This is a genomic window from Cupriavidus sp. SW-Y-13 (genome assembly GCF_009793345.1).
Classification (GTDB): Bacteria; Pseudomonadota; Gammaproteobacteria; order Burkholderiales; family Burkholderiaceae; genus Cupriavidus.
Genome location: NZ_WHLX01000004.1, coordinates 34,091 through 54,469, shown reverse-complemented (window position 1 = coordinate 54,469; position 20,379 = coordinate 34,091). Strand labels below are relative to the sequence as shown.

Sequence of the window (20,379 nt, the reverse complement as noted above, 5' to 3'; positions counted from 1 at the left end):
CTGCATGCATGAGGATCTCCTGTTTGTTAGGTAAAGGAAGCCGCGGCACGCAACTCGGCCAGGGCGACCTTCCGATTCGTGCCGATTCCGAGATAGATCTCTCGGAACGCGACGTACGAGAAGGCGGAAAGGAAAGCGAAGACTACCGGCGCCGCGATCGGCGCGAACGCGACCGTCAGGGCGAGAAGTCCAAAGGCAACCAGGTAGAAGCCAAAGATGGCGCCGATGTTCATGCGCGGCAGCCCCGCTCGACCGGTTCGGTACGCCTGACGCCAGTTGACGCCAAAGAAGCTGATCAGGTGGTACTGGAAGGTCGACGCCACGAGCGGCATGATGAAGCAGCACAGGAACATCAGCATTCCTGCGATCGGCAGAACGAACATTTCGTTGATCGCGGTGAACGTGTCGGTGGCGCTCCAGATCGACTGCAGGCCCGGGTTGTGGAATGGACGCAAGGCGGCCGTGATGTTGCCGAGCAGCAGCGCCGGCAGCGCGTTCAGTACGGCCACCGTGAGTACGACAACACCCGCGTAGCGCAGTGTCACGCCAAACCCGCCCATTACCACGCCCACCATCTCACCGATCGTGCGTTCCGATGTGTCGTCAACAAGTGCAGCGACGCGAATGCCAAAGAGGAACGCCATTGAAGACAACACGGTGGCCAGCACGACGGATGTCCGGACCAGGCTGGCGGCGATGCAGAACACAGCCATCAGCGCCACCCAGGCGATGAAGCCGCGACGAATCAGGTCCCCGGCCTGTCGTGCCCATCTCAGAACGGCAATCGCCGGCACTGGCTTCGGCGAAAGATTGTGGTTCATCGTCCGGCCTCCACGGCTGCCGCGGCCTGTACGGCGCCCTGCTTTTCCCCGTCTCGGGAGAGCGCCACGATCTCCGCATTGCCGAAGTCCATTTCAAACAGGCTTGCGTAGGACGCCGGCCGGCATACCAGATCCGTTCGAGCGAGAACGGCGCTCACCGCACTCACGATCGCCTCGGTTACCTGGTGAAGCGCGTTGCCCGAATCCTCCTTTGCCCGGTAGATGGTGACGCGGTCATCGTCGATTTCGTGGCCCAGCTTGACCAAACCCGCAAGAACAGCTTTGCGCAGCGCGGTGCCGTTCGGATCGGCACACGCGGCCTCGGTCGTGGCCACGCCGTCCTCGCTGCAAGCTTCTGTCGGCGGAGCGTCCGCTGCGGCGCTACCGATCGACGCGCGGCGCTCTTCGATTTCCCTCACGGCAATGTCCGGAGCGGCGACCATGGCCATGCGGGTCAACTCGCGGGCTAGCTCCGCCGGCGTGTAACGGTGGATGCCGGACAGCACGCGCTCCAGGCGTTCGCCGAAGTACAGCGCGTCGATGCGTGGGCGTTCGGTGGTGGTGCGCGGCATGCTTCGTTCTCCGTTGATCTCGCAGAATTGGATACGGGCGATCATCGCTGGTCGTCCGCTGACGACTCAGCTGCTCGCCGAGTGAGTTCGGCCTCAAGCCGGGCGATCTGGCCGCGCAGGATGGCGCGGCCTTCTGCAGCGCGGCTGTGATCGCGCTGACGGCCGGCTGCCCCACGGCCGCCCAGGGTGGTCGGGTCTACACGAGCAACCGATGCGGCGACCGATCTGCTCACCTTCCGCGACAAGGCGCCAATCCGTCGATGGATTCGCGCCGCCGGCGCTATGCGCAGGTTCCATGCCGCCACCTCCGTGACAACGCACCTCGCATCCGCTGCATCCGGGCCGAAGAGCGTGAGCTCGAACGCGAGCCCTGCATCTCGCGCGGCCCGCTGCATGGCATTCAGGTCTTTGTGGTCCGCCTCGAATCGGGCACCGAGAATCCCCTTTGCGAGGTCGATCGCGGCGGGGTCCGGCTCGACAGGCCAGGCCGCGCTCCGGGATTCACCTCGGCGCCCTGCTGTCTCGTCGCTTGGCAAACCCAATGACAGCAGCCGTTGCGCCTTCCGCGCCGTGCGGCTCGATGGCTCGTGATCAAGCCTTTCCATCGAATCCCCCCAAACCCGTTCCGACTTGACCAAACGTCGAATCCAGATGTGCCATCGTCAGAGCTGGGCGCCGAGCCACGCAGCGGACGTGACTGCCACGACTGGATTCGGTCGCGGGAAAGCGCCCTTCTGTTCGGTGACACCCGATTTGCGCACTGCCACGGCAGGCACCTGGGCGAAGAACTTCAGGCGAGCAACGAACTCTTCCTCGCTGCCCACCACCAGGCCATCCAGTTCGTGGAGCCCCTTGTCGCGCCCGGCATCGGTGAGCTCGAGTTTCGCAGGCCACGCCTTCATGCGGTCGTACTGGCGATCGCCGCCATATGCTTCGTTGAGGTGACCGGCAAACCATGCATCCCAGTGCACCGGGCGAACCTTGAGTAGTTCACGCCCGTACATGGGTCCGTCTTTGGACTCCCATACGTCGGGACCGTAGTAGCGACTGCCGGGGCCGATCTCGGTATCGGGTGCCGTCGAATCGCCGACGTAGCAGAAGCCCTGCGTGCTGACCTTCGGATTGAAGTACCAGCCGCCGCCGAGACGAACGCACTTTAGGCCGCAGCGAGTATGAAGTTCAATGGAGCTCATGATTCTTGGTTTCTTGACCAAACGTCAAAATCAGATTGCGACGCGCGCAGTGGCTTGAGCCCCTGCCCCCTGTGCGTCCAGTGACGCCGCGGCCTGGGTCCGGTCACACGAAGCGAGCTCCGCCAGCGAGCGGCAGTCGATCTCGGCGCCGGCGGGCACGATGAAAGAGAGCTCTTCGTTCGCCCGCAGGAGCATCGCCACCCAGGTGCCGGTCGGAATGGACACCCGTGGGATGACACGCATCTCCGGAGCGCAGAACACCGCGCTGCCATTGGCGCTATCGAACGTCCATCGGATGGGGACTGTGCAACCGGACATGAGCCGCGCAAAGATTGCGGCCGTCGTGACGACATCTCGTGCGCCGCAGCAGCGCACGAGAATCGCCCAGACTTCTTTCGCCTGCTGCTCGGTGAGTGCTCGGACCTTGTTCTTCATCGTCCCAATTCTCCGAAACTTGACCAATCCAACGACATGAGATGTTCCACCTTCAGGAGCCACCGACGGCTATGGCGACGCCACGCGGGTGCCGCAACCAGCCATCCCTCCTGGGAAACCATCACGCAGCCACCCGCAGCCGGCTGACTACTTCCGGGCTACCCAGGAAGAGCGACTCGGCCAGCAGGCCCTTCCGGATCATCTCGACGATGACATCCGCCATCACCTCGCGGCTCACGCCAACCTCTTGCGCCAGCCGCGGAACGTGGAGGAGGCCTTGCCGGAGGATCGCCAGCTCCACCGATTTCTCAATGTCAGTGCCAGCACCAACCGGCACTTGCGCCAGCGCGACCACCGGTGCCTTTTGTTCACGTGTGACATTTTCCGCTACATCACACGTATACACAACCGGCACGTAATCAAAACCCGGAATCTGGCCAAGCTGCTCCCCCACTTGTTCGGTGCTCCTCTCGCCCGGGGTTGGCTGAGCTTCAGGCACGCGATCCCCTAGGATCGCGATGATGTCCTGCATCTGGGCGTTGAGCTCGATAACGTCCTCGGCTCGGGTGAGTGCCACGAACAGCAGGTGCAGTTCCTGGACCAGTTCGGGCGTATCCAGAGTCAGCAGCTCGCCATTGGCCGTGACGAAGTCTTCAAAGTCGTCGAGCAGCAGTACCTGGCTGAATTCGAGACCCTTCGCACGATGGGCCGTCGAGAGCAGAACGTCAGCGTGCTCTGCTTGTTCCACTGCTTCCGCCTTGATCCTCTCGACCAGCGACGGGATCGCGCTGCGGTACTCCTTCACCACACCGATCAGGGAGAGAATCTCCTTGTCGTCAACGCCCGTCGCGTACTCCTCGAGCTTCTCCAGCGAACCAAAGGTCTTGAGCAACTGGTCCTTGACGGCGGCCGGCTGGCCGCTCATCAGGTTCCAAACGTCCACCAACTTGTCAAATGGGTAATTACTGAGCCCACCGACAAAGTGCAGACGCTTGTTGCCCAGCATGGCGACAGCCTTGTCGAACAGCTTGGCGTTCGTGCGGCCGATGACCGCGTACGGCTTGGAAACGTCGACCGTGTAGCCAGTCGGCCGATCCGGGAAGGCACTGTACACAGGTCGCTCTTCGCCGCGGAACGCGGAGAGGAGCATCGTGGCCAGCCGGGCAATGCCAGGGCCGAAGCGATGGCTCTGGGTGAGGTAGACCGTTTCATCCGGTTGGATCATGTCCATGGCATTGACGGCACCCCGGAAGGCAAAGATCGCCTGATACCGGTCGCCGACGATCACCACAGGGCAATTCTGGGCAAGAACGATCGAGGTCGTGACCGGGTTGGCGTCCTGGCCTTCGTCGAACAGGATGCGATCGTAGCGACGCGACAGGTCCGGCTTCGAAAGCTGGAACAGCTTGAGATAGCCGTCATGGGGCATGGGAACGTTCTTGCGGCCGAGATCCTGCATGGCCTCCCAAGCGAGCCGGCCCCACTTCAGGGTCTCAGCGACATCTGCCTCGGCGATCGTGTCCGGCACATGGTGCGGCTCGAAGTCGGTATCCGCGGAGAACAGAAAGCTCGTGACAGTCGTCACCAGGATACTGGCAAAGCCGATCTCGATGCCGAAGGCGCGGGCGAAGTCGCTCGGGCGCAGGTCGCCCAGCTTACCGGCGTCCTTGAAGCGACGGCCGAACGACCACGCAAGGGAGTGAGTGGTGCGGCATTCGACGTTCTGGGGGAACTTGCCCTCGGCTTCAGTCTGGAGAGACTTCGTGTAGGTGAGGTACAGGATGCGCTCCGAGGGACGCACCAGGGCGTACTCCCTCAGGGTGAACGTCTTGCCGGCACCCGGGCAGGCCTGGACCACCAGGCGACGGACGGCGCTGTTGATCGCGGTAAGTTGTTCGTGCGTAGCCTTGCTCATCTCGACCCCTTTCATCCTTTCCAGTTTCGCCGCGCTTAGTCGTTGTTGCTGTCTTGGCCGTTGAACCCCCAGACGTCCTGCCTTGCATCGCCGATGCGATTCTTTTCGAAGGTCGGATCTTCCGGGGTGGTGGCGGGCACGTCCACGAGACCGCCCATGAACAGCGGGGACAGCATCAGTGCAGCGCACACGTACAGGGTCCACTTCAGCCAAGGCAGGTCGCGCAGCACGGGCGCCAGCACGATCGCCGCTGCTACCAGCACGACACCTCCAATCATCAGACCAACCTTCACCTTCGTACGCATCTCATACCCCTTCATATGGGGCCAACCATTTATACCCATCATACGCACAGTACTTAGATCAATCAAGCAAATTATGCATACGTGTTACGCATGGGTAGAGCAACACCAACATACACCGCACCCAGACCAGCGAAACAGCAACGGCCAAGCATTTACTCACCGACGCCGGTCATAGAACCCGGTAGCAGGGGCAACCATTTACCCACAGGGGAGCGCCCAAGAGAAGCCCTCCGGCCAAACATTTACCCCGGGGCAACACCCCAGCCCGGCTTCGCCGGGCGTCGCCCCCACGGCGCCGGCGGCTACGGCACCAGGTACGCCAGCCCTCCCCCACACGGCCAAAACAACCGCCTGCCCAACAACCACACCGCAACACGCCATCGCCAGCCAATCTCCCGCCCCCGCCCCGCCCATACCCGACTTCACCCACGCCATCGCCTGCCGATACACCAGCCCCACTCGATCCGAGCTCATACCCGACTTCTCTCGCACCATCGCCAGCGAAACTTCTCACTCCGCCTGACACCACCACCGCACCGCCGCCACTCTCAGAACCAACACCATCAGTCTCCCGCCAGCACAACGCCGCTCCACCCGATCCCCCGCCGACAGAACCAGCCACCCAGCGCCACAACCATCCACCACCAGCACCATTCCCACGCCAGCAGAACAACCACCCCAGCCCAAGACCTCCGCCCCGCCGACAGATCCACCCGGCTCCCCGACACGCCATCGGCAGAACGACACCGGCCGCCCCTCCCCTTCATCCATTAGATCCATTCGATCCCATCCACAGTTCCGGTGAGAGATGACCGGGCAAGAAGGAGCAGCCCAATCCCGCCCCGGCAGCAGGACAGCAGCAGCGCACCCGGCTCTCAGGAAGAACAGGGAGCGAGATCCCGCGGCGACACAAGGAAGGAAGAGGACAAATGGTTATGCTCACGGCGGCGCAACAACCCCGACGCAGGAGGGCGCACAAGCCCAGCCCGCACACCACCAGAACGAGCCCCGGCAGGACAAATAGTTATCCCGTCGGCAGAACCATAGCCCCTCACGGGGCCCGCGCTGATGCGCCGGCGACACCAAAGCCTCCGGCGGACCACGGGCCGCCGAGGGACACCAAACCCAAGCCACCGCCAACCGAAGTTCTCACTCCGCGCCCAAGCTCACTCCGCACCAAGCCATCGCCGGCTACCTCCCCGCCCCACCGCAACAAGCACAGGACCACCGGCCGCCCAATCGGACAGAGAGAGAACAAGGGAACAAGGCGGACACCCGCGCAGGCGAGAGAACGACCACCGGTCGGCAGAGTGAGACAACCAGCCCATCCACCCGCCCGCAGAACAGCGCACTACGCAAAGCCGCAGAACAGGCCAAACCCGAGATCCCGCCAGAGCCAGTCCCGTCTCCCATCGCACAGAGCCCAGGACTCCCTCCGCCCAATACCCCGCGTGGCAGAAATCCCGACTCCCCACAGGACCTCCGCCTGGCAGCTATCTCCTCTACGTCCGCCTCAATCCAATCTTCGCCCAATATCCGGCCCGGCCGAGACACTCGCTACCCATAAAGAAAAAGCCCCGGCACAGTCTCTGCACCAGGGCCTTGGTCGGCATTGATCCCGCTTAGCCTATTCGTCCTCAAGTTCCATATCGCCTTCGAACCGTGCCTCGATCCGCTCCAGCAGCCCGTCCACTAGGGCGACCGTGTCGCTTATCGCAGCCTCTCGGGCCCTGGTGGAACGGGTCGATCCATGCGAGAAACGCCAGAGCCGGTCCACCGCTTGCGACCGCAACTCAAACAGCAGGGTGACTCGATCGCAGAGCAACTGCAGGAACTTGTAGTTTGCCTCCCACTCCCGGGAACGCTTCACGCGGCGCCGCAACCCCTTGTGGCTCGCAAACGAGGAGACCCACTTGCGGCTACGGAGCTGCCGAAAGATTCGCACTTGCCAGCGCAATCTCCCGTTACTGAACACCCGCTTTATGCCAATTCGGCCGGACTGAAACGGCTGCATCACGTACATCAGGGAATCAATACGTTCGAGGGTTGAATCAATGATTCGGATAAGGTTTTCCGTCTCCTCGACCGCCTTTCGGGCCGCGGTCAGGGCAACTGCAAAATCGTCGATCTCGGGGGGTTGGTTACGCACCATGTATTAAGCGTCCTTTGGGGGTTGCTTATCACATTGCGTAAACAACCCCGGGGGGGCAATTCTCCGTTCGCTACAGTCGTCTTGTCAATACGTGTTATGTATTCTAAAATGCGGACGCGTAACAGGTGCGGTATCTGCAGTGAACAATGAGCAGTACACATTGCGCACAGCGGATTGCGCATCGGTGGCCGGCCCCGGTTGCGGGGCCTTTTCGACTCTGCACTGTGAGAATTTCATGCTGACCCAAACCATCATTGGCCTCGACGTGGGCCGTAGCGCCGTCAAGGCCGTCGCCTTTGCCCAAGGCGAGTCCTACCCCCTCACCTTCCCCTCCATCGTCTCGCCCGCCATCGGGATCTCCGACGAGACGACCGCTCGACGAGCCGCCATCGAAACCGTCGAAATCGAGGGAAAGCAGTTCTTCACGGGCGACACTGCTCGGTTGCAGGGCAGCCCCGGCGCCAATGCCGGCCTGTCGAACGACTGGATCAACACCCCCGAGTACCAGGTGTTGGTCGCCTCGACCATGAAGCGCTTTGAAGCCATGGGGGTTCCGGGCCTCGACAAGCCGCTTCTGGTGATCGGTACCCCAGCGAACTTGTTCTCTTCCCAGCAAGCTCGGCTCAAAGAGGTCACGGAACGTGTCGTTAAGGCCGAGATGCGGGTCCTGCCCCAACCGATGGGCGCGTATTGCGACTTCTACCTCGACGAAAAGGGGCTCCCGATCCGGAGTCATATCACTGACGCATCCGGGCGGACGAAGAGTTGGGCTGTCATCGAAGTCGGCCACTTCACGACCGACTTTCTGCTGATGCTCGAAGGGCAGTACGTTGAACGCGGCGCCGGCACATGCGAAGGGCTGAATTTCGCCGCGGAGCATCTGGTACGCATTCTCGATGGCCGCGGGATTCACTCGAATCTCATCGAGTGCGAAACCGCGATCCGGACCAAATCGATTTTGCAGTTTGGTCAAGAAATCGACATCTCCGAAGAAGTTGCAAAGGCGGTCTCGCACGTTGCCCAGAAGATCAACGCCAAGGCCGACTCCTTGCTGTCCATGGACGTGCGGAAGTTGCACGGCGTGATCCTGGCCGGCGGTGGCGCCCCGCTGCTCTATGAGGAAATCAAGAAGAAGTGGTCGCACTGCATTCTCCTTGACAACCCCCGCATGTCAGTAGCCAATGGCTTCGGCCGTTACGGCATGGGCGTGGCGCTGCGCCAAGCGATGAAGCGGCAGAGCCAACAGGAAACCGTAGATGCCTAAGCTCATCCGGGTGTTCGACCCAGACGAACCGGAGCGGCGCATCAACCTGGTGATCGCGGAGGCAACCTGCCCCGGGGCTCTGGAGTTCCTCGCAGAAATGCCATACCGGACCGAAACCCCTCTCATCCGGGGCGTCCTGTATCAGTGGTTCATCAAGCACCGGGATGCAGGAACATTGGATGACGCCATTGAGGAGGCACTGGCTGGTCCCGGGGGTCTCATCGAATCCGCACCGCACGACAAGCAGGTGCGCCGAGGCGCCAAGGGACGCTCTGCCAGGGTGCTGAAGCCCCGCGCAATTTCAGCCCGGCCGGCTGCCCGTCCTGCTACCCCGTCTCCGGTAGCAGAGGCGCCGGCGGAGCAACCACCACCCTTGCGCGAAACAGTGGTCGAGCCCATCCAACCACTTCTCGCGCAGGGTATGGAGGAAGCGGAAACGCCTGCCACGATCGTGCCCCCTGCCATTGCCGTTGCCGCAAACCCTGGAACCGTCCCAGCCGCGCATCCGGCGCCGGCGAGCCCCCAGAGCATCGACCCCGTAGCGCTCGAAGCACTGGAAAAACTTGGCGACATGTTCGGCTAGCAATGGGAAAACGGCTCAGCGAGAAGGAGTACGAGGCGCTGCTCGGTCGTGCTCAGAAGACCAGCACGCCGGTGGTTCCCCAGGAGAAGCCCACGAAGCGGGCGGCGAGAGCGAAGCCGACCGATCCGCCGTCGCCGCGCGAAACCAAAGTACTGCTGGCATGCATGGAGCTGCTCGAGCAGCATCCCAGCGTTGCTTGGGTCATGCGCATGAACACAGGCGTGGCTGTGTACGGCGAAGGGGATCAGAAGCGCTTTGTCCGGTTCTCTATCCCTGGCGTCTCAGACATCGTCGGACAACTGAAAGATGGTCGATTCTTCGCTGTGGAAGTGAAGCGCCCGGGAAAGGAGCCCACCGACGATCAATGGGCATTCCTTCAGAACGTGGCGCAGAACGGAGGATTGGCCGGCTGGGTCGATGACGCATCTCAACTTGCCAACTTCATTCCTGCACGCATTGGCCAGGGGATCTCTCCTTGCACTGTGTACGAGCCGCCAAAGAGGACCAGATTACGATGAAATCGCACCTGCTCGCCGCCCTGCTGTGCGTGCTGGCAATCCCGGGGTACGCCCAAGACCCAGCCTGCGCGCGAAGCTACTACCAGGGCACGGCTCCTATCGTCGCAAACGCCCGCCTGGCGCAGGGCGCTACGGAGCTCTGCTTTACCGAGTTCGCCGTCATGCATTCGCCCCTAAGCCGTGCGGCTATCTGGTCGGCGGAACATCTCACGCCTTCGCGTATTCGCGCCGCCCGATCGCTGCAGCGGGCGGACGCGTTTCACCCTGATTCGCGCCTCCCATCCAAGGACCGCGCCGAACTAGCGGACTTTGCACGGTCGGGGCTAGACCGAGGTCACCTCGCCCCAAGTGGCGACATGAGCACTCCCGAGGCCCGGTATGAGAGCTTCACACTCAGCAACATCGTCGCTCAGGACCCGGACAACAACCGCCACCTTTTTGCCGGAATCGAGATGGCTGTCCGCAACCTTGTCGAGCGTCGCGGCTCGCTCTATGTCATCACCGGCCCACTCTTCACCGGCGCCAAGGTCAAACAGCTCAATGGGCGCGTCCTGGTCCCGGACCGAATTTTCAAGGTCGTCTTCGACCCAGCCGCACAGAAGGGAGCGGCCTACGTTGTCAACAACGAACCCGGGACAGCCTACGAGGTCGTCTCACTCCCTGAGCTTGAAGCGATGGCCGGCTTGGTCTTCTTCCCAAGTTTGCCGGCAGAAGCCAAGGCATCGAAGCTCCCCCTCCCCCGCCCCGAACTCCGCGGCAGATCGGATCGGGGGATCGAAAAATCTGCCGAGCGGGTCCTGAAAGACCTTTTCCCGGGCAGCACAACTACTCACGCGATAGGAAATTCCCAATGATCACGAAACGAAACGTCCTGCCAAGGGTCCTGCTCATCAGTAGGCGGCTGGGCGCAAATGCCGTAGATGCATGTATCCTCGCAGCGGTAGTGGCCGCAGCAACCATCGGTGCAGCGTGGATAGCGGCGATGATGATGGATATGCCGTCAGCCGAGCAGCTGCAGGTGATCTTTGCGGGTGTGCCTGCTGACCACCTGACTTTTGCCTGGTACGAAGCGATCGCGCGAGGTATCGCGCCATACGTGATGGCCGGCCTCCCCGCCATCTGGTGGGCCTACGAATCAATGTTTGCCAAGCTGCGGATGGAAGGAACTCCCGGCAAGTGGCTGTTCCGACTGGCCACGCGCAGCGCGGCCGACCGAAAGCTGCGCTTTGGGGAAATTCTGCTGCGAAGTGCGATGAAGGTGGTTACCCTGACTTGCCTCCTCTTCATCGCTTCGCCGGCTTTCCTCGCTGCAGTGGCTGGCCTGCTGCTTCTCATCCCCCTGATGAGTGCAAACGGCCAGTTCCTGCACGACTTCATTCCCGGGACCAACGTTGTCGCCAAGGCAAAGGCGATCGCCCCAAAGCTCGGCAAGGCCGAACAAAGGATCTGAGATGTCCACCTCACAAACGCTCAGCCCGTTTGCAAACGAGTCCGAGGTCGTAGCCATCGGCGAGATGACCATCGAGAACCGCCTTGATCGCGTATCCATCTATGGAAGCTTAGACCTGACAAGGGACAAAGCGGGCCTCAGCATGGCAAAGGCATTGAAAGCAAACCTCGACCTGATTGTCGCTTCGCTCGAGGCCGGGCCGTTGCCAGATCAAGTTGCCGTGGCACCCCCGGGAGTTGCACCCAATCCGTTCAGTGGAAGCAATGGATAGGTCCGCCCTGCGGGCACCTGCACATCAGCGTGCCCCTGCCCGCGACTACGGCACCGCGGTTATTCCCACATGCGCCGCATTACTCCTCTGCAAACCAACCCGTAGGGAGTAACTGATGCCGAACCAAGTAGAGCGAACTGAAGTGTATTCGCGCGTCGAGGGCGAAATCGTCGTTCGCGTAATCCATGCCGTACCGTCCAACAGAATCCTTGGCACGTTTGAAGTCCTAGGCGAAATCGGCGGCGACTGGGTCGCGGCGGGAACCGAATCATCGCGCTGCCGCGCTGTGGAAGTTGCGGACGCGTGGATTGAGAAGGAAATCGCTTCGATCATCGAAGTCACTCAGGATCAGCACGACCAGATTGAAACTGCCTGGAAGATCTGCGCACCTAGCGGGCGCCGAACAACCGGAGCCTGGTCGGAGCGATTCCGACAGTGCGCCTCCGTCATCCTCGGGCGAAAGCTTCCGGATACCTTCACGCTCCGGATCGTACCTGCCAACTAGCCTCCACCCCCTCCTGGCCAGCCAGTGAGGGGTTTTTCTTCCCTTCCCGTCTACGCTTAGTCCCGCCTGTGTCTCATTGCCTCTTGCAAGATAAACCTTCAAGAGGAGAGATCCATGCCACAAATCCCCAGCCAACACAGTCCGAACCAAGCAGGCCTGGACGCCATCAAATTCTGCGAAACGGCGCGCAAGGTTTTGAAGGCGAACATCCACGCGCTCTTGCCGCTGGAGCGGAAGATCGAGGCACAAGTAGCTATCAACCGCATGGACCACAACGAGCTTCGCGCGGCGCTCATCAACCTGGGCAAGTCTGAGCCGGGTCACCAGGCAAGGGGATGACCATGACTCAGGCTGAAATCCGCGAGGCTATTGAGTGGCTCGTACGTGACGCTCGATATCTCGCCCGCTGGGCTCGCATCCACCGGGCGCGCGGCCAACTGGCCGGAACCTGGCTGGCGGACAGAACACGGGCGAACGCGTCGTACAGCCTCAAGCTTGCCCGTCAATACAAGGCTAGCCTCACTGCCGAACCACAACCCGCGCTACTCGGCGGCCACTGAACCACGGAACACCACGCAAGGAGACGAGAAAAATGCGCTCAATTTCCGATGATGATCTGTGCGCGACCTGCGCGCACTGCACGTACAGGCCTGGAGAGTTGAGCCAGTGCTCGAAGAACTGGCCAACCGAAGACGTAGATGAAGTTGAAAGCTGCCCGGCTTTCGAGGAGCTCTGCGTCGACCAGCCCTCCAACACGGCTTGATGCTCTGACCTCCCAACTCCCCCGCCCCTCCTGGCCAGCCAGTGAGGGGCGTTTTCCTTTCCGCTGGCACATAGTCTTGCCTGTGTCTCATTGCCTCATGCAAGTCCAACCTTCAAGAGGAGAGATCCATGGCAGAAGCCCGCAACAAACTCGTCTGCGGAGCAGACAGCATTTTCAAGGACCCGAGCAAGGCAGCTGCATTTGCTGCCAGTCTCAAATCGGCTCGTTTCTCTGACGAGGCAATTCAGAAGCTGCCCAACCTGGAGAAGTACCGCGGCCAACGGGTCTCCATTGCAGCCGTCGGCATGGAGGTCAACGGATTGGCCAAATGCGATGAACTGCTATTCCTGGTTTCGATGCCAAGTGACCCCGATCCGCTGGCATACGGTCACTACTTTGCGACCGCACTGACCGACATGTCGACGGACCCGGTGACCATCGGTACTACGACAGAGATTCACGAGTACGCGTTTGATGTACGGCTGTCCTGCGCGGTGCGCGTCAAGGCCACCAGCAAGGCGGAAGCAATCAAGTTGCTCGACCGTATTCAAGGCAACTCCGCCAACCTTGGTTCATGGCCTAACGGCGAGCCGATCCTCGCGGAAGTCTCCACGGACGAGAGCAACCCATATTGCTTCGAGATCGACGGCGAATCCGCGGAACGCTAACCACAAATCTGCCCGCAAACCCGGGCGAAGGGAATCGAGAAATGCAGGCCAAAGACTTCATCTTGAAATCCAGCACGTTTCTTCGCGCCAACTCTCGCAGCGTAAAGCCGCTGCAGGATGGCGGCGAGCAGTTCAACCTGAACGACGGCTCCTTCATCGAAAGCGACAAGTGGGGAAACCGCAAAGGTTTCGCGCCTAACGGCTGGAACATCGCGAGCGGTACCGTTCGCAAGATCTAGCACCCGACCCGCCCGCTTCGGCGGGCGATGGAACAACACAACATTCAAGGGAAAGAACGATGACCGCAAACGGGAAGCGCGTTCAGAAATTTCTTAGAAACAAGGGGTTCAACCGCATCTCCATGGGAAGTTCAGAAGCACGAGTGTTCGATGAAGGCGGGCATTGCTACAGCCTTGTTGAGTGGGACGTGTCTCCCTCATCGGACGATCTACGCATCAAGGTGTGCTGGCTTCATGACATGGCCAACAACTATCGCGAGGTTCAAGCTCTTCATGGGCAAGTGATCTGACGATTATCGACAACCAGGCATATGCGACGGCCGCCGTTGCGGTCGAAACACAAAGGAAAGAAATGGACTTTGACGCAGTCAAGGCAACGGCGGGCAAGCGAGTCTTCAGCGCAGTTGTTCGCTCTTTGCCTACCGTCGGCCACGATCGCACGCGCGGTGACATTGCAGCGGTGGTGATTCGTGAAGCAGGTGAGGACTCGGAGCTGAAAGCTGATCAGGTGAAGCGCCGCTTTGTCTGCGACTGGATCATGTCCCAGCTTGGGTACGGAGGCGGCATCTGATGACCGCTAAGGCCAAGGCAGGTATGCACCAGAACGCACGGCTCCCTGGAGCGAAACCCGTCGCCCAACGCATTGCGAACGCTGAAGAGAACTTCGTGGAAACAGTACAGGAGATCACGGGATGCACTCGCGAAGAAGCGTTCAGAGCATTGAACAGCATGCGAAAGCTGAAAGTAGTCAAGCTGGACGTAGCAATCGGCCGCTACATCGCGAAGCATGGCGCCTACATGGACGCCTCTGCCCTGCGTCAGGCAATCGCATATCAACTCTAGTCCGTCGTTCTCGCGGCGCTTTGCAACGCACCACCAAGTGAGGCAGAAATGCAGTTCACCCTCGAACAGCTCGCTCGGGCAACCGACAAGTATCTCGAGTACCGCAAGGAAGGCTACAGCCACGACGGCGCCATCCATCAGGGTGCGCTCTACTATCGTGACAATGGGCTCTCGTACGCTGAGGCCACTTCACTGATGCGCGACGCCGCTCAGGATGCTTAATCAACCGCTGTGACGCCCCTTTCCGAAGGGGCGTTTTCATTTTTTTCCTTCACGGCTTCCCTCGCTGAAGAGCCTGTTCTTCGAGGTACGAATCCACCAGGTTGTTCAGATGGGCGTTGAGCTGAGCAGCAGCCGCATCGATCGCTTCACGCAACATTTCAGACTGCCGCATGAAGTCGCAGTACTTCTTAACGGCCGAATGCGGATTCTTTTCCTTCGCGAGTGTGGCGGCTCGCCTTCGCCACGACGGAACCGGGTCAACGCGGTCGATCCATGGGAAGTTGGCTTCTATCCAGCGCACGTAGTCAGCCGACGGCGACGTCGGTCCACCGTGGACTCGAGCATAGTCTTCCCCCACGGACGAAAAGGCAACGTGCCACACCTGACTCTCAATGATCACAGTGCTGCGCGGTGTACCACCAGGCTCAGGGTACTGCGCAAGCAATCCCAGGCTTTCGGCGAACGTCTCTATAGTCTTCTGCATGTCGCAGTGCAGATCAGCTACGAGCCTGTCCCCCAGATGCAGTGCGACTTCCGATATCTGGGCCCATGCGCGCCCGAAAGGTTCGGTTGGCAATTTTCCTTTCATGGAGCCAAGGTACTTCACAGCGCGGTGCGAGATCTTGTCCCCGCTCGCTGAGTACCACCCAAGGGGCTGGTACCGCGCAAGAATCTCGCAGGCGCACCGCACGTAGAAGAGCGAAACCGAATGCAGAACGCCCTCATGCCGGGCACCGCGGTGGTACGCAGTATTCCGGAAACCATGGAGATAAAGCAGCGTCGCGCTCAATTCCGCATCAATCAGCCCGGTCGTACGCGCCAACTTTACCTTGCCGTCGAACCTCGCCCCCAAAGCTTCCGACACAATCTTCTGATCGATTCCTGGAGTCTGGCCCCCAAGGCGCAGATCCGATTCAAGTACTCGAGTGTCTTCTGCATGCCGGTGCAATGTCAGTTCGACGACATTGTCCGTCAGCATCATAGCGAACCGGTCAAAGTTCCGATCCTGCAACGCGAGCTGGTCTAGAGCAAGGTCGAGCTGGTCTATCTGGTCTGCAAGGAACTGAATCACGGTCTCACCCCGATTTGCCGCTGCCCGGCAGCGTCGAACTTGGTCGGCTTTAACAATACACCCGTTGACTCCCGCCCAGCCCGCTGCCGGTTCATCCGGAGCGGGCTTTTTTTGCCGGAGCAGGTCTCGCCCTTCTTCCTTCGTGTGCGGCATATCAGCTTGCACGGTTCAACTCGAAGGAGTACGAAATGACAGGAAAAGCAGCAATTTCAGGCGTCAGCGACGAAGCGGTCGCCCTCGGCTTCACCACGGACAGGGAGATGTTCAAGCATCGAGATTGGCTCGACGAGCACGGTACTCCCGAGTACAAGGCTTGGGCTAGCAGCTCCCGCCAGACAGGCATTCGACCGCTTAATGAGACAGAGATTGTCCGCCTCGATGCCGTCATCGAGAACGAGGCCAGATGCAATGCGTCGGGAACGTCGTTCTCGGACTACGACCTCGAACTAGAAGGCCGCTGGATTATGGGCTGCGCCCCGTATCACGCCGGCTACCTGAGAACGGCGGCTACAGGCCAGGTTTGACAAGCCGATTGAAGGAATGTGGTTCGGATGCAGGCGTCCAAATCGTCCTAGCTATACGCGAGAGAGCAGTTCAGTAGTTTGATCGAACGCCAGACCAGCGAGCTGGCCGCTCTCACCCCCGATCCGGTGGGTGGCCCATTTCCCGGGCACCCGGCGCAAGCCGGCCAACCTCTCGCGTGGAGCAGCACCAATGGACAAATTCGTCCAAATCATCATCGCCGGCGCGAACATCGCAGGGTGGGTAGCCAAAGAGATTCTTGACTTCATGTACAAGGTCGTCTTTGTCGCCTTCCACCTTCGCGCATTCGTGGCCAGTCTGGACGCTCAGTCTCTGGGCTTCAAACTGGCACTGATTGGCATCATCGTCAGTGTGGCCCCCGCCCTTGTTAGGTCTCTCATGGCCCAGCAAGGCTTCTAACTCCCACCGGCCCCTCTTTGAGGGGCCTTTCTCATTGGTGCTTGGACACGCCATGTGGCGGTGATGCCGCGGCGCCGGAGCGGGAGGCGAGTTCATGCAGTTGGTAGCCATTTGAGTCCCCTGAAAAGAAAAACCCACCGGTACCTCGTGAGAGGGTACTCGGTGGGCACCACGGTTACAGGAGGAGCGATCGCCGAGGCGATCCCCATTCAGTTCGACGGATTTGACGGCTTGCACAAGCCGGCGGCCAAATCCAGCCGCTTAGCACGAGCCGCCAGCTGCTGTGCTCGATCGAAGAGACTTGCCGCCTCTCGCCTGTTCCGCTCGGCTTCCAGTCCCATCCAATCGTGCTCGTTGACACCAGGCGGAATGACAATGGTGGTTTCCGAGTCCTTGGTATGCAGCACGAGAACGCGATTGTGGCCGCCAGTGATGCGCTCGATTCGCGTTTCGCCAGAGTGAGTTTCGTTAGTGTCCATCCAAAGCTCCTAGGGGGCGGCAGCGCCGCTGTTGTTTGACTCTGGAGAGATGAGTCACATGAATTAGCAACTGTCCCCGGTCGGCTTCGGTGGGTGGTCGGGCGCGGACACCCTTCCCCATCGGGTCTGGTCTCACCCTCCCAGCAAGATAGGAACAGGCAGGCTGCAGCACAGGAAGGAAAGGAAGGAGAAGGAGAGGTCACACGGCATACCCGCCCAGTCCCTGTATGCGCGGATGTTGCACATCACCAAGGGCAAGGTTCAACGGATGCAGGAACTGGAGACACCAGGCTGATCCGAGGTAGCGACGCCTCCCTTGTAGTCATCTAGGGTGACGGGCCAGCGCAATGCCCCATCACCGCTTGAGCGTATCTTTCCCCAACGCCTCCCACGTGATTGTTTTGTGTGCTCGACGACGGCTATGCACGCCGATGTCTTAGATGAACGTGACTTCGGTCACTGGATTCGCTGAGAACCGACAACTGTCGCACGCCGGGTGTCTCCCGAGCGTTGGACAACACGTGATTCCGCACGGAACCAACGGAGGAATGGGTCGTAGAGATACAAACCCTCAAGTGCTCCCCCCTACGGGAGCAAGCGCCAATGACTATCCCCGGACGCAAAGTCCATCACACAGCGGCCATGTGCATACTGGTGGGGAGTCGCAAAGGCACACCTAGCCTAGAAACGTCGTACTGCTGTCGACGAATCCAATCAGGTAAAGCTATGGGCCCAGTCTTGAAACGGTGCCTCGGCACCCTTTGGTCGAATGCTACGGCGTTCGATGTTCTCAAGACTGGGCTCACGTGATACGCGAGCCCAGTTTTTTTATGAGCTCTCACACAGCGCAGTCGTATCACACATCCCCGGGGTAACTTCCCCAAAACTTGACAATCCATATACAATCAACCCCAGCAATAATATACATACGTGTTACTAGGAGGGTCACATGAACTTTCGAGGAGTTTTCGCCGCCATCGCGGTCCTGATCACGGCCTGCAGTTCCCCTGCATTCGCAGCAAAGCCGTCAATTGTTGCGACTGACGACTATCGAGTTATCGCTGCGCATGTGAATACCAATCTCGGCTCCTTTTCGGGCAAGGTTGGGGTCACTGCTCCAGAGGGACAAGAGGCAGTAGCTGAAAAGCTAAGCCAGAAGATTGCCGCGGCTGGGTACAACGTCTCCAACGACGACCCAGGCATCCGCTACTCCGTGCGCGAGCTTTACGCCGGCGAGGCAGACAAGTACACACCACAAGGCAAAGACGGTAAAGTCAGCCTGAGCACAGGGGTTGGAATCGCAGCCTCAATTGGACTTTGCCTGGCTTTTGGCACTTGTTCCGACCCAAGCTATATGGCCAACGATGTGCTGGTGAATCTGGACCACGTGAATAAGGACCTCACTAGCCAGAATCCAGCGACTACCGATCCTGCGGCAGCAGGCTCCGCGGCGGCCGTAAAGAAGCCCGTGCTCGTCGTGGAGTATGAGGTTTGCCGGGTGGGCCGCAGCTGCGCGACTTCCGTGGCGGCTTCCTACAATCCTGAACTGACGCTCGACGATCTGCGGCTGGTGAACGCCAGCGAAGGACTCAGCCGCGCTATCAATCTCAAGATTGCCCAGTAGGCCAGGATAACCGACAAAGAAGAAGGCCCGCTTGTAACACAAGCGGGCCCTTTTTGTTTATGGACTGCAAACGCCTAGTTGCTCGAAAGGTAACTGTGCAGGAATCCAGCGACGGCTTCCGTGTAGCCGCCGGTGAACCCCGGCGAAGCCACTCGGCCCAGAGCGCTAAGTCGGCGCTCGATGTTCTCCCTGGCATTACCGTACGCTCGATCAAACTCTGCGTTGGCGCGGAAGTAGTCCTCTGGCGTAGGGCTCCAGCGAAGCACTCCTTTTGGCATGGCGGCGTCAAGCGAGGCCCGATAAGCGGCATTCCCCCTCCTGGCCGCCTTTGCCAGCATGCCTACTGACCTACGCTCAATACGCCGACTAGTTTGCGCCGCTTTGAACATTCGGCCGCGCAGGTTCTGTTCGACGGCATCGACCAGTGCTTTGGCGAGCGGAGCCGCCAAATCGATCTCGAACAAACCCACAAAGTTTGCCAGGCGGTCAAACGCGAGGTTGCAGCGAAGCTTTCCCTCCCCCTGCGTGATGAACGCATGGAGATCTGCTCCGCGCAGGGGGTCCAGGGCGACGCATTTCAGCATGGCGATGGTCATTCTGGCCTTCTCAACATCGTACTTCTCAGCGGTGACTAAGCCATCAGTGAACGCCTGACTCTCCACGAAGGCGCGTACGTCACCACTCAGCATATGAGCCCCAGTCCGGAGCTGGTTGTGAATCGAACATGGTTTCGAGTAAAGCGTCATGGGTATCTCTCCGTTAATGAAGGTTGTGCCGACGATTCGGCATAGCAGGACCCTCTGAGATGCCCGACAACCGCATATACGTGACGCCAGTTATGGCTTCCTGTGAGTCATTCCTTCCGCGCAAGGACATGACGATGAACTTGCGTCCAACCAACCTATCGGAGAAAAAATACATGAGAAAGCTCTTCCTCGCCCTGCTGGTGGCCATTGGAGCCATTGGGGTCTCTGCGTGCTCGGACAAGCCTGCGGTGTACACCGCGACGAATATGTTTGGGGGAAGTTCTGTCGGTGTCACGGCGAAACTCTCCCTCAACAATTTCGGTGGTGATGCCAAGGAAGGAACCGGAACTCTCGAGGTCACGAAGGACCCAAGCAGCCAATGGGCAGGGTCCGTCGGAACGTTCGACGTCACCTGGAAGAGTTGGGATAGCCAGGGGCACGAGTTCATGATCTTGGTGCCAAGCCGTAAGGACGCATTCGTGCTTGGGCTGAACCCGCTGACCACAACGTTGATGGGTAACAAGAAGTCCTTCTGGTGCCAAGACTGCGAGAGGCTACGTTCGGGTGCCGGAGTTGGCATCCTGCCTGGGCTCTTCCTAAAGGAGTAAGCACCGTTCGCAAGCCCGCGCAAGTAAGACACGCCCTTCGCTATTCGTAGCGGAGGGCTTTTTCAATCTGAAATACGTTTTCTGCCAGCTAGATACTTCCGCTGTCTGCTGGACAGTAACTTCCCCTACGTCTCGTTCTGTCGGCCCGGCTTCGGGAACGGTTTTCCCTGGATCACGTTGGCGCGGGTT

At 60.2% G+C, this 20,379-nt stretch carries 30 protein-coding genes; 19 read left to right on the top strand and 11 right to left on the bottom strand.

Annotation, left to right across the window (positions count from 1 at the left end; genetic code table 11):
* Nucleotides 1-26: 26 nt before the first annotated feature.
* From GA566_RS30100 to GA566_RS30065, 8 genes are all read right to left on the bottom strand, one after another.
* Entirely contained in the window at nt 27-821 is a 795-nt protein-coding gene (locus tag GA566_RS30100) for a hypothetical protein (protein ID WP_017511122.1), read from the bottom strand.
* Nucleotides 818-1,393, bottom strand: coding sequence for a hypothetical protein (locus GA566_RS30095; RefSeq protein ID WP_124682102.1), 576 nt, complete (start codon nt 1,391-1,393; stop codon nt 818-820). The genes GA566_RS30100 and GA566_RS30095 overlap by 4 nt, the downstream gene beginning before the upstream one ends.
* A gap of 41 nt (nt 1,394-1,434) precedes the next feature.
* Complete coding sequence (locus tag GA566_RS30090) at nt 1,435-2,031, bottom strand: hypothetical protein (RefSeq protein ID WP_017511120.1); 597 nt, start codon at nt 2,029-2,031, stop codon at nt 1,435-1,437.
* 24 nt (nt 2,032-2,055) lie between these two features.
* A complete protein-coding gene (locus GA566_RS30085) occupies nt 2,056-2,586 on the bottom strand; it encodes a hypothetical protein (protein WP_051705539.1) in 531 nt (176 codons plus the stop codon).
* 30 nt (nt 2,587-2,616) lie between these two features.
* The gene (locus tag GA566_RS30080) at nt 2,617-3,021 is read right to left on the bottom strand and encodes a hypothetical protein (RefSeq protein ID WP_017511118.1); all 405 of its coding nucleotides are present in this window, start codon (nt 3,019-3,021) and stop codon (nt 2,617-2,619) included.
* A 121-nt stretch (nt 3,022-3,142) separates the two neighbouring features.
* Nucleotides 3,143-4,936, bottom strand: a complete 1,794-nt coding sequence (locus tag GA566_RS30075; RefSeq protein WP_017511117.1) for a UvrD-helicase domain-containing protein — start codon at nt 4,934-4,936, stop codon at nt 3,143-3,145.
* Between the two features lie 35 nt (nt 4,937-4,971).
* Nucleotides 4,972-5,241: a hypothetical protein gene (locus GA566_RS30070; protein ID WP_011514782.1), complete on the bottom strand. Its 270-nt coding sequence runs from the start codon at nt 5,239-5,241 to the stop codon at nt 4,972-4,974.
* A gap of 1,627 nt (nt 5,242-6,868) precedes the next feature.
* On the bottom strand, nt 6,869-7,393 hold the full coding sequence (locus tag GA566_RS30065) for a hypothetical protein (RefSeq protein WP_017511114.1): 525 nt from the start codon (nt 7,391-7,393) through the stop codon (nt 6,869-6,871).
* Between the two features lie 235 nt (nt 7,394-7,628).
* On the opposite strand from GA566_RS30065, the gene GA566_RS30060 reads away from it, so the two are divergent.
* The 15 genes from GA566_RS30060 to GA566_RS29995 all read left to right on the top strand — a co-directional run bounded on the left by GA566_RS30060 (nt 7,629) and on the right by GA566_RS29995 (nt 14,719).
* On the top strand, nt 7,629-8,657 hold the full coding sequence (locus tag GA566_RS30060; protein WP_029309145.1) for a ParM/StbA family protein: 1,029 nt from the start codon (nt 7,629-7,631) through the stop codon (nt 8,655-8,657).
* Nucleotides 8,650-9,240 (top strand): hypothetical protein, encoded by a 591-nt coding sequence (locus GA566_RS30055; RefSeq protein ID WP_017514908.1) that lies wholly within the window; start codon nt 8,650-8,652, stop codon nt 9,238-9,240. Before GA566_RS30060 ends, GA566_RS30055 begins: the two co-directional genes overlap by 8 nt.
* Before the next feature lie 2 nt (nt 9,241-9,242).
* Entirely contained in the window at nt 9,243-9,758 is a 516-nt protein-coding gene (locus GA566_RS30050) for a VRR-NUC domain-containing protein (protein ID WP_017514909.1), read from the top strand.
* On the top strand, nt 9,755-10,612 hold the full coding sequence (locus GA566_RS30045; RefSeq protein WP_017514910.1) for a DNA/RNA non-specific endonuclease: 858 nt from the start codon (nt 9,755-9,757) through the stop codon (nt 10,610-10,612). The genes GA566_RS30050 and GA566_RS30045 overlap by 4 nt, the downstream gene beginning before the upstream one ends.
* On the top strand, nt 10,609-11,208 hold the full coding sequence (locus tag GA566_RS30040) for an RDD family protein (protein ID WP_051069075.1): 600 nt from the start codon (nt 10,609-10,611) through the stop codon (nt 11,206-11,208). Before GA566_RS30045 ends, GA566_RS30040 begins: the two co-directional genes overlap by 4 nt.
* 1 nt (nt 11,209) lies before the next feature.
* Nucleotides 11,210-11,479, top strand: coding sequence for a hypothetical protein (locus GA566_RS30035; protein ID WP_017514912.1), 270 nt, complete (start codon nt 11,210-11,212; stop codon nt 11,477-11,479).
* Nucleotides 11,480-11,594: 115 nt separating this feature from the next.
* A complete protein-coding gene (locus tag GA566_RS30030; protein ID WP_017514913.1) occupies nt 11,595-11,984 on the top strand; it encodes a hypothetical protein in 390 nt (129 codons plus the stop codon).
* Nucleotides 11,985-12,098: 114 nt separating this feature from the next.
* Complete coding sequence (locus GA566_RS30025; protein WP_029309140.1) at nt 12,099-12,323, top strand: hypothetical protein; 225 nt, start codon at nt 12,099-12,101, stop codon at nt 12,321-12,323.
* Between the two features lie 2 nt (nt 12,324-12,325).
* Entirely contained in the window at nt 12,326-12,544 is a 219-nt protein-coding gene (locus GA566_RS30020; RefSeq protein ID WP_128646580.1) for a hypothetical protein, read from the top strand.
* A gap of 331 nt (nt 12,545-12,875) precedes the next feature.
* Nucleotides 12,876-13,415: a hypothetical protein gene (locus tag GA566_RS33080; RefSeq protein ID WP_017512997.1), complete on the top strand. Its 540-nt coding sequence runs from the start codon at nt 12,876-12,878 to the stop codon at nt 13,413-13,415.
* 41 nt (nt 13,416-13,456) lie between these two features.
* Nucleotides 13,457-13,654 (top strand): hypothetical protein, encoded by a 198-nt coding sequence (locus tag GA566_RS30015; RefSeq protein ID WP_017512996.1) that lies wholly within the window; start codon nt 13,457-13,459, stop codon nt 13,652-13,654.
* A gap of 59 nt (nt 13,655-13,713) precedes the next feature.
* Nucleotides 13,714-13,944, top strand: coding sequence for a hypothetical protein (locus tag GA566_RS30010; protein ID WP_017512995.1), 231 nt, complete (start codon nt 13,714-13,716; stop codon nt 13,942-13,944).
* A 62-nt stretch (nt 13,945-14,006) separates the two neighbouring features.
* Nucleotides 14,007-14,225 (top strand): hypothetical protein, encoded by a 219-nt coding sequence (locus GA566_RS30005; RefSeq protein WP_017512994.1) that lies wholly within the window; start codon nt 14,007-14,009, stop codon nt 14,223-14,225.
* Complete coding sequence (locus GA566_RS30000; RefSeq protein ID WP_017512993.1) at nt 14,225-14,497, top strand: hypothetical protein; 273 nt, start codon at nt 14,225-14,227, stop codon at nt 14,495-14,497. The genes GA566_RS30005 and GA566_RS30000 overlap by 1 nt, the downstream gene beginning before the upstream one ends.
* Before the next feature lie 48 nt (nt 14,498-14,545).
* Entirely contained in the window at nt 14,546-14,719 is a 174-nt protein-coding gene (locus GA566_RS29995; protein WP_017512992.1) for a hypothetical protein, read from the top strand.
* A 49-nt stretch (nt 14,720-14,768) separates the two neighbouring features.
* On the opposite strand, the gene GA566_RS29990 is transcribed toward GA566_RS29995, so the two are convergent.
* Entirely contained in the window at nt 14,769-15,956 is a 1,188-nt protein-coding gene (locus GA566_RS29990; protein ID WP_124682101.1) for a hypothetical protein, read from the bottom strand.
* A 23-nt stretch (nt 15,957-15,979) separates the two neighbouring features.
* Here GA566_RS29990 and GA566_RS33075 point away from each other — a divergent pair, with 23 nt between their 5' ends.
* Nucleotides 15,980-16,315 (top strand): hypothetical protein, encoded by a 336-nt coding sequence (locus tag GA566_RS33075; RefSeq protein WP_017512990.1) that lies wholly within the window; start codon nt 15,980-15,982, stop codon nt 16,313-16,315.
* Between the two features lie 190 nt (nt 16,316-16,505).
* Entirely contained in the window at nt 16,506-16,733 is a 228-nt protein-coding gene (locus tag GA566_RS33070) for a hypothetical protein (protein ID WP_017512989.1), read from the top strand.
* 209 nt (nt 16,734-16,942) lie between these two features.
* Here the strand turns inward: GA566_RS33070 and GA566_RS29975 are convergent, their stop codons facing one another.
* Nucleotides 16,943-17,212 carry a hypothetical protein gene (locus tag GA566_RS29975; RefSeq protein WP_017512988.1) on the bottom strand — a complete coding sequence of 90 codons (270 nt, stop codon included), beginning with the start codon at nt 17,210-17,212 and terminating at the stop codon, nt 16,943-16,945.
* A 949-nt stretch (nt 17,213-18,161) separates the two neighbouring features.
* Here GA566_RS29975 and GA566_RS29970 point away from each other — a divergent pair.
* Nucleotides 18,162-18,836, top strand: coding sequence for a hypothetical protein (locus GA566_RS29970; protein WP_017512987.1), 675 nt, complete (start codon nt 18,162-18,164; stop codon nt 18,834-18,836).
* A gap of 74 nt (nt 18,837-18,910) precedes the next feature.
* Here the strand turns inward: GA566_RS29970 and GA566_RS29965 are convergent, their stop codons facing one another.
* On the bottom strand, nt 18,911-19,582 hold the full coding sequence (locus tag GA566_RS29965) for a hypothetical protein (protein ID WP_017512986.1): 672 nt from the start codon (nt 19,580-19,582) through the stop codon (nt 18,911-18,913).
* Between the two features lie 59 nt (nt 19,583-19,641).
* On the opposite strand from GA566_RS29965, the gene GA566_RS29960 reads away from it, so the two are divergent.
* Entirely contained in the window at nt 19,642-20,190 is a 549-nt protein-coding gene (locus GA566_RS29960; protein ID WP_223277475.1) for a hypothetical protein, read from the top strand.
* The last annotated feature ends 189 nt before the right edge of the window (nt 20,191-20,379 follow it).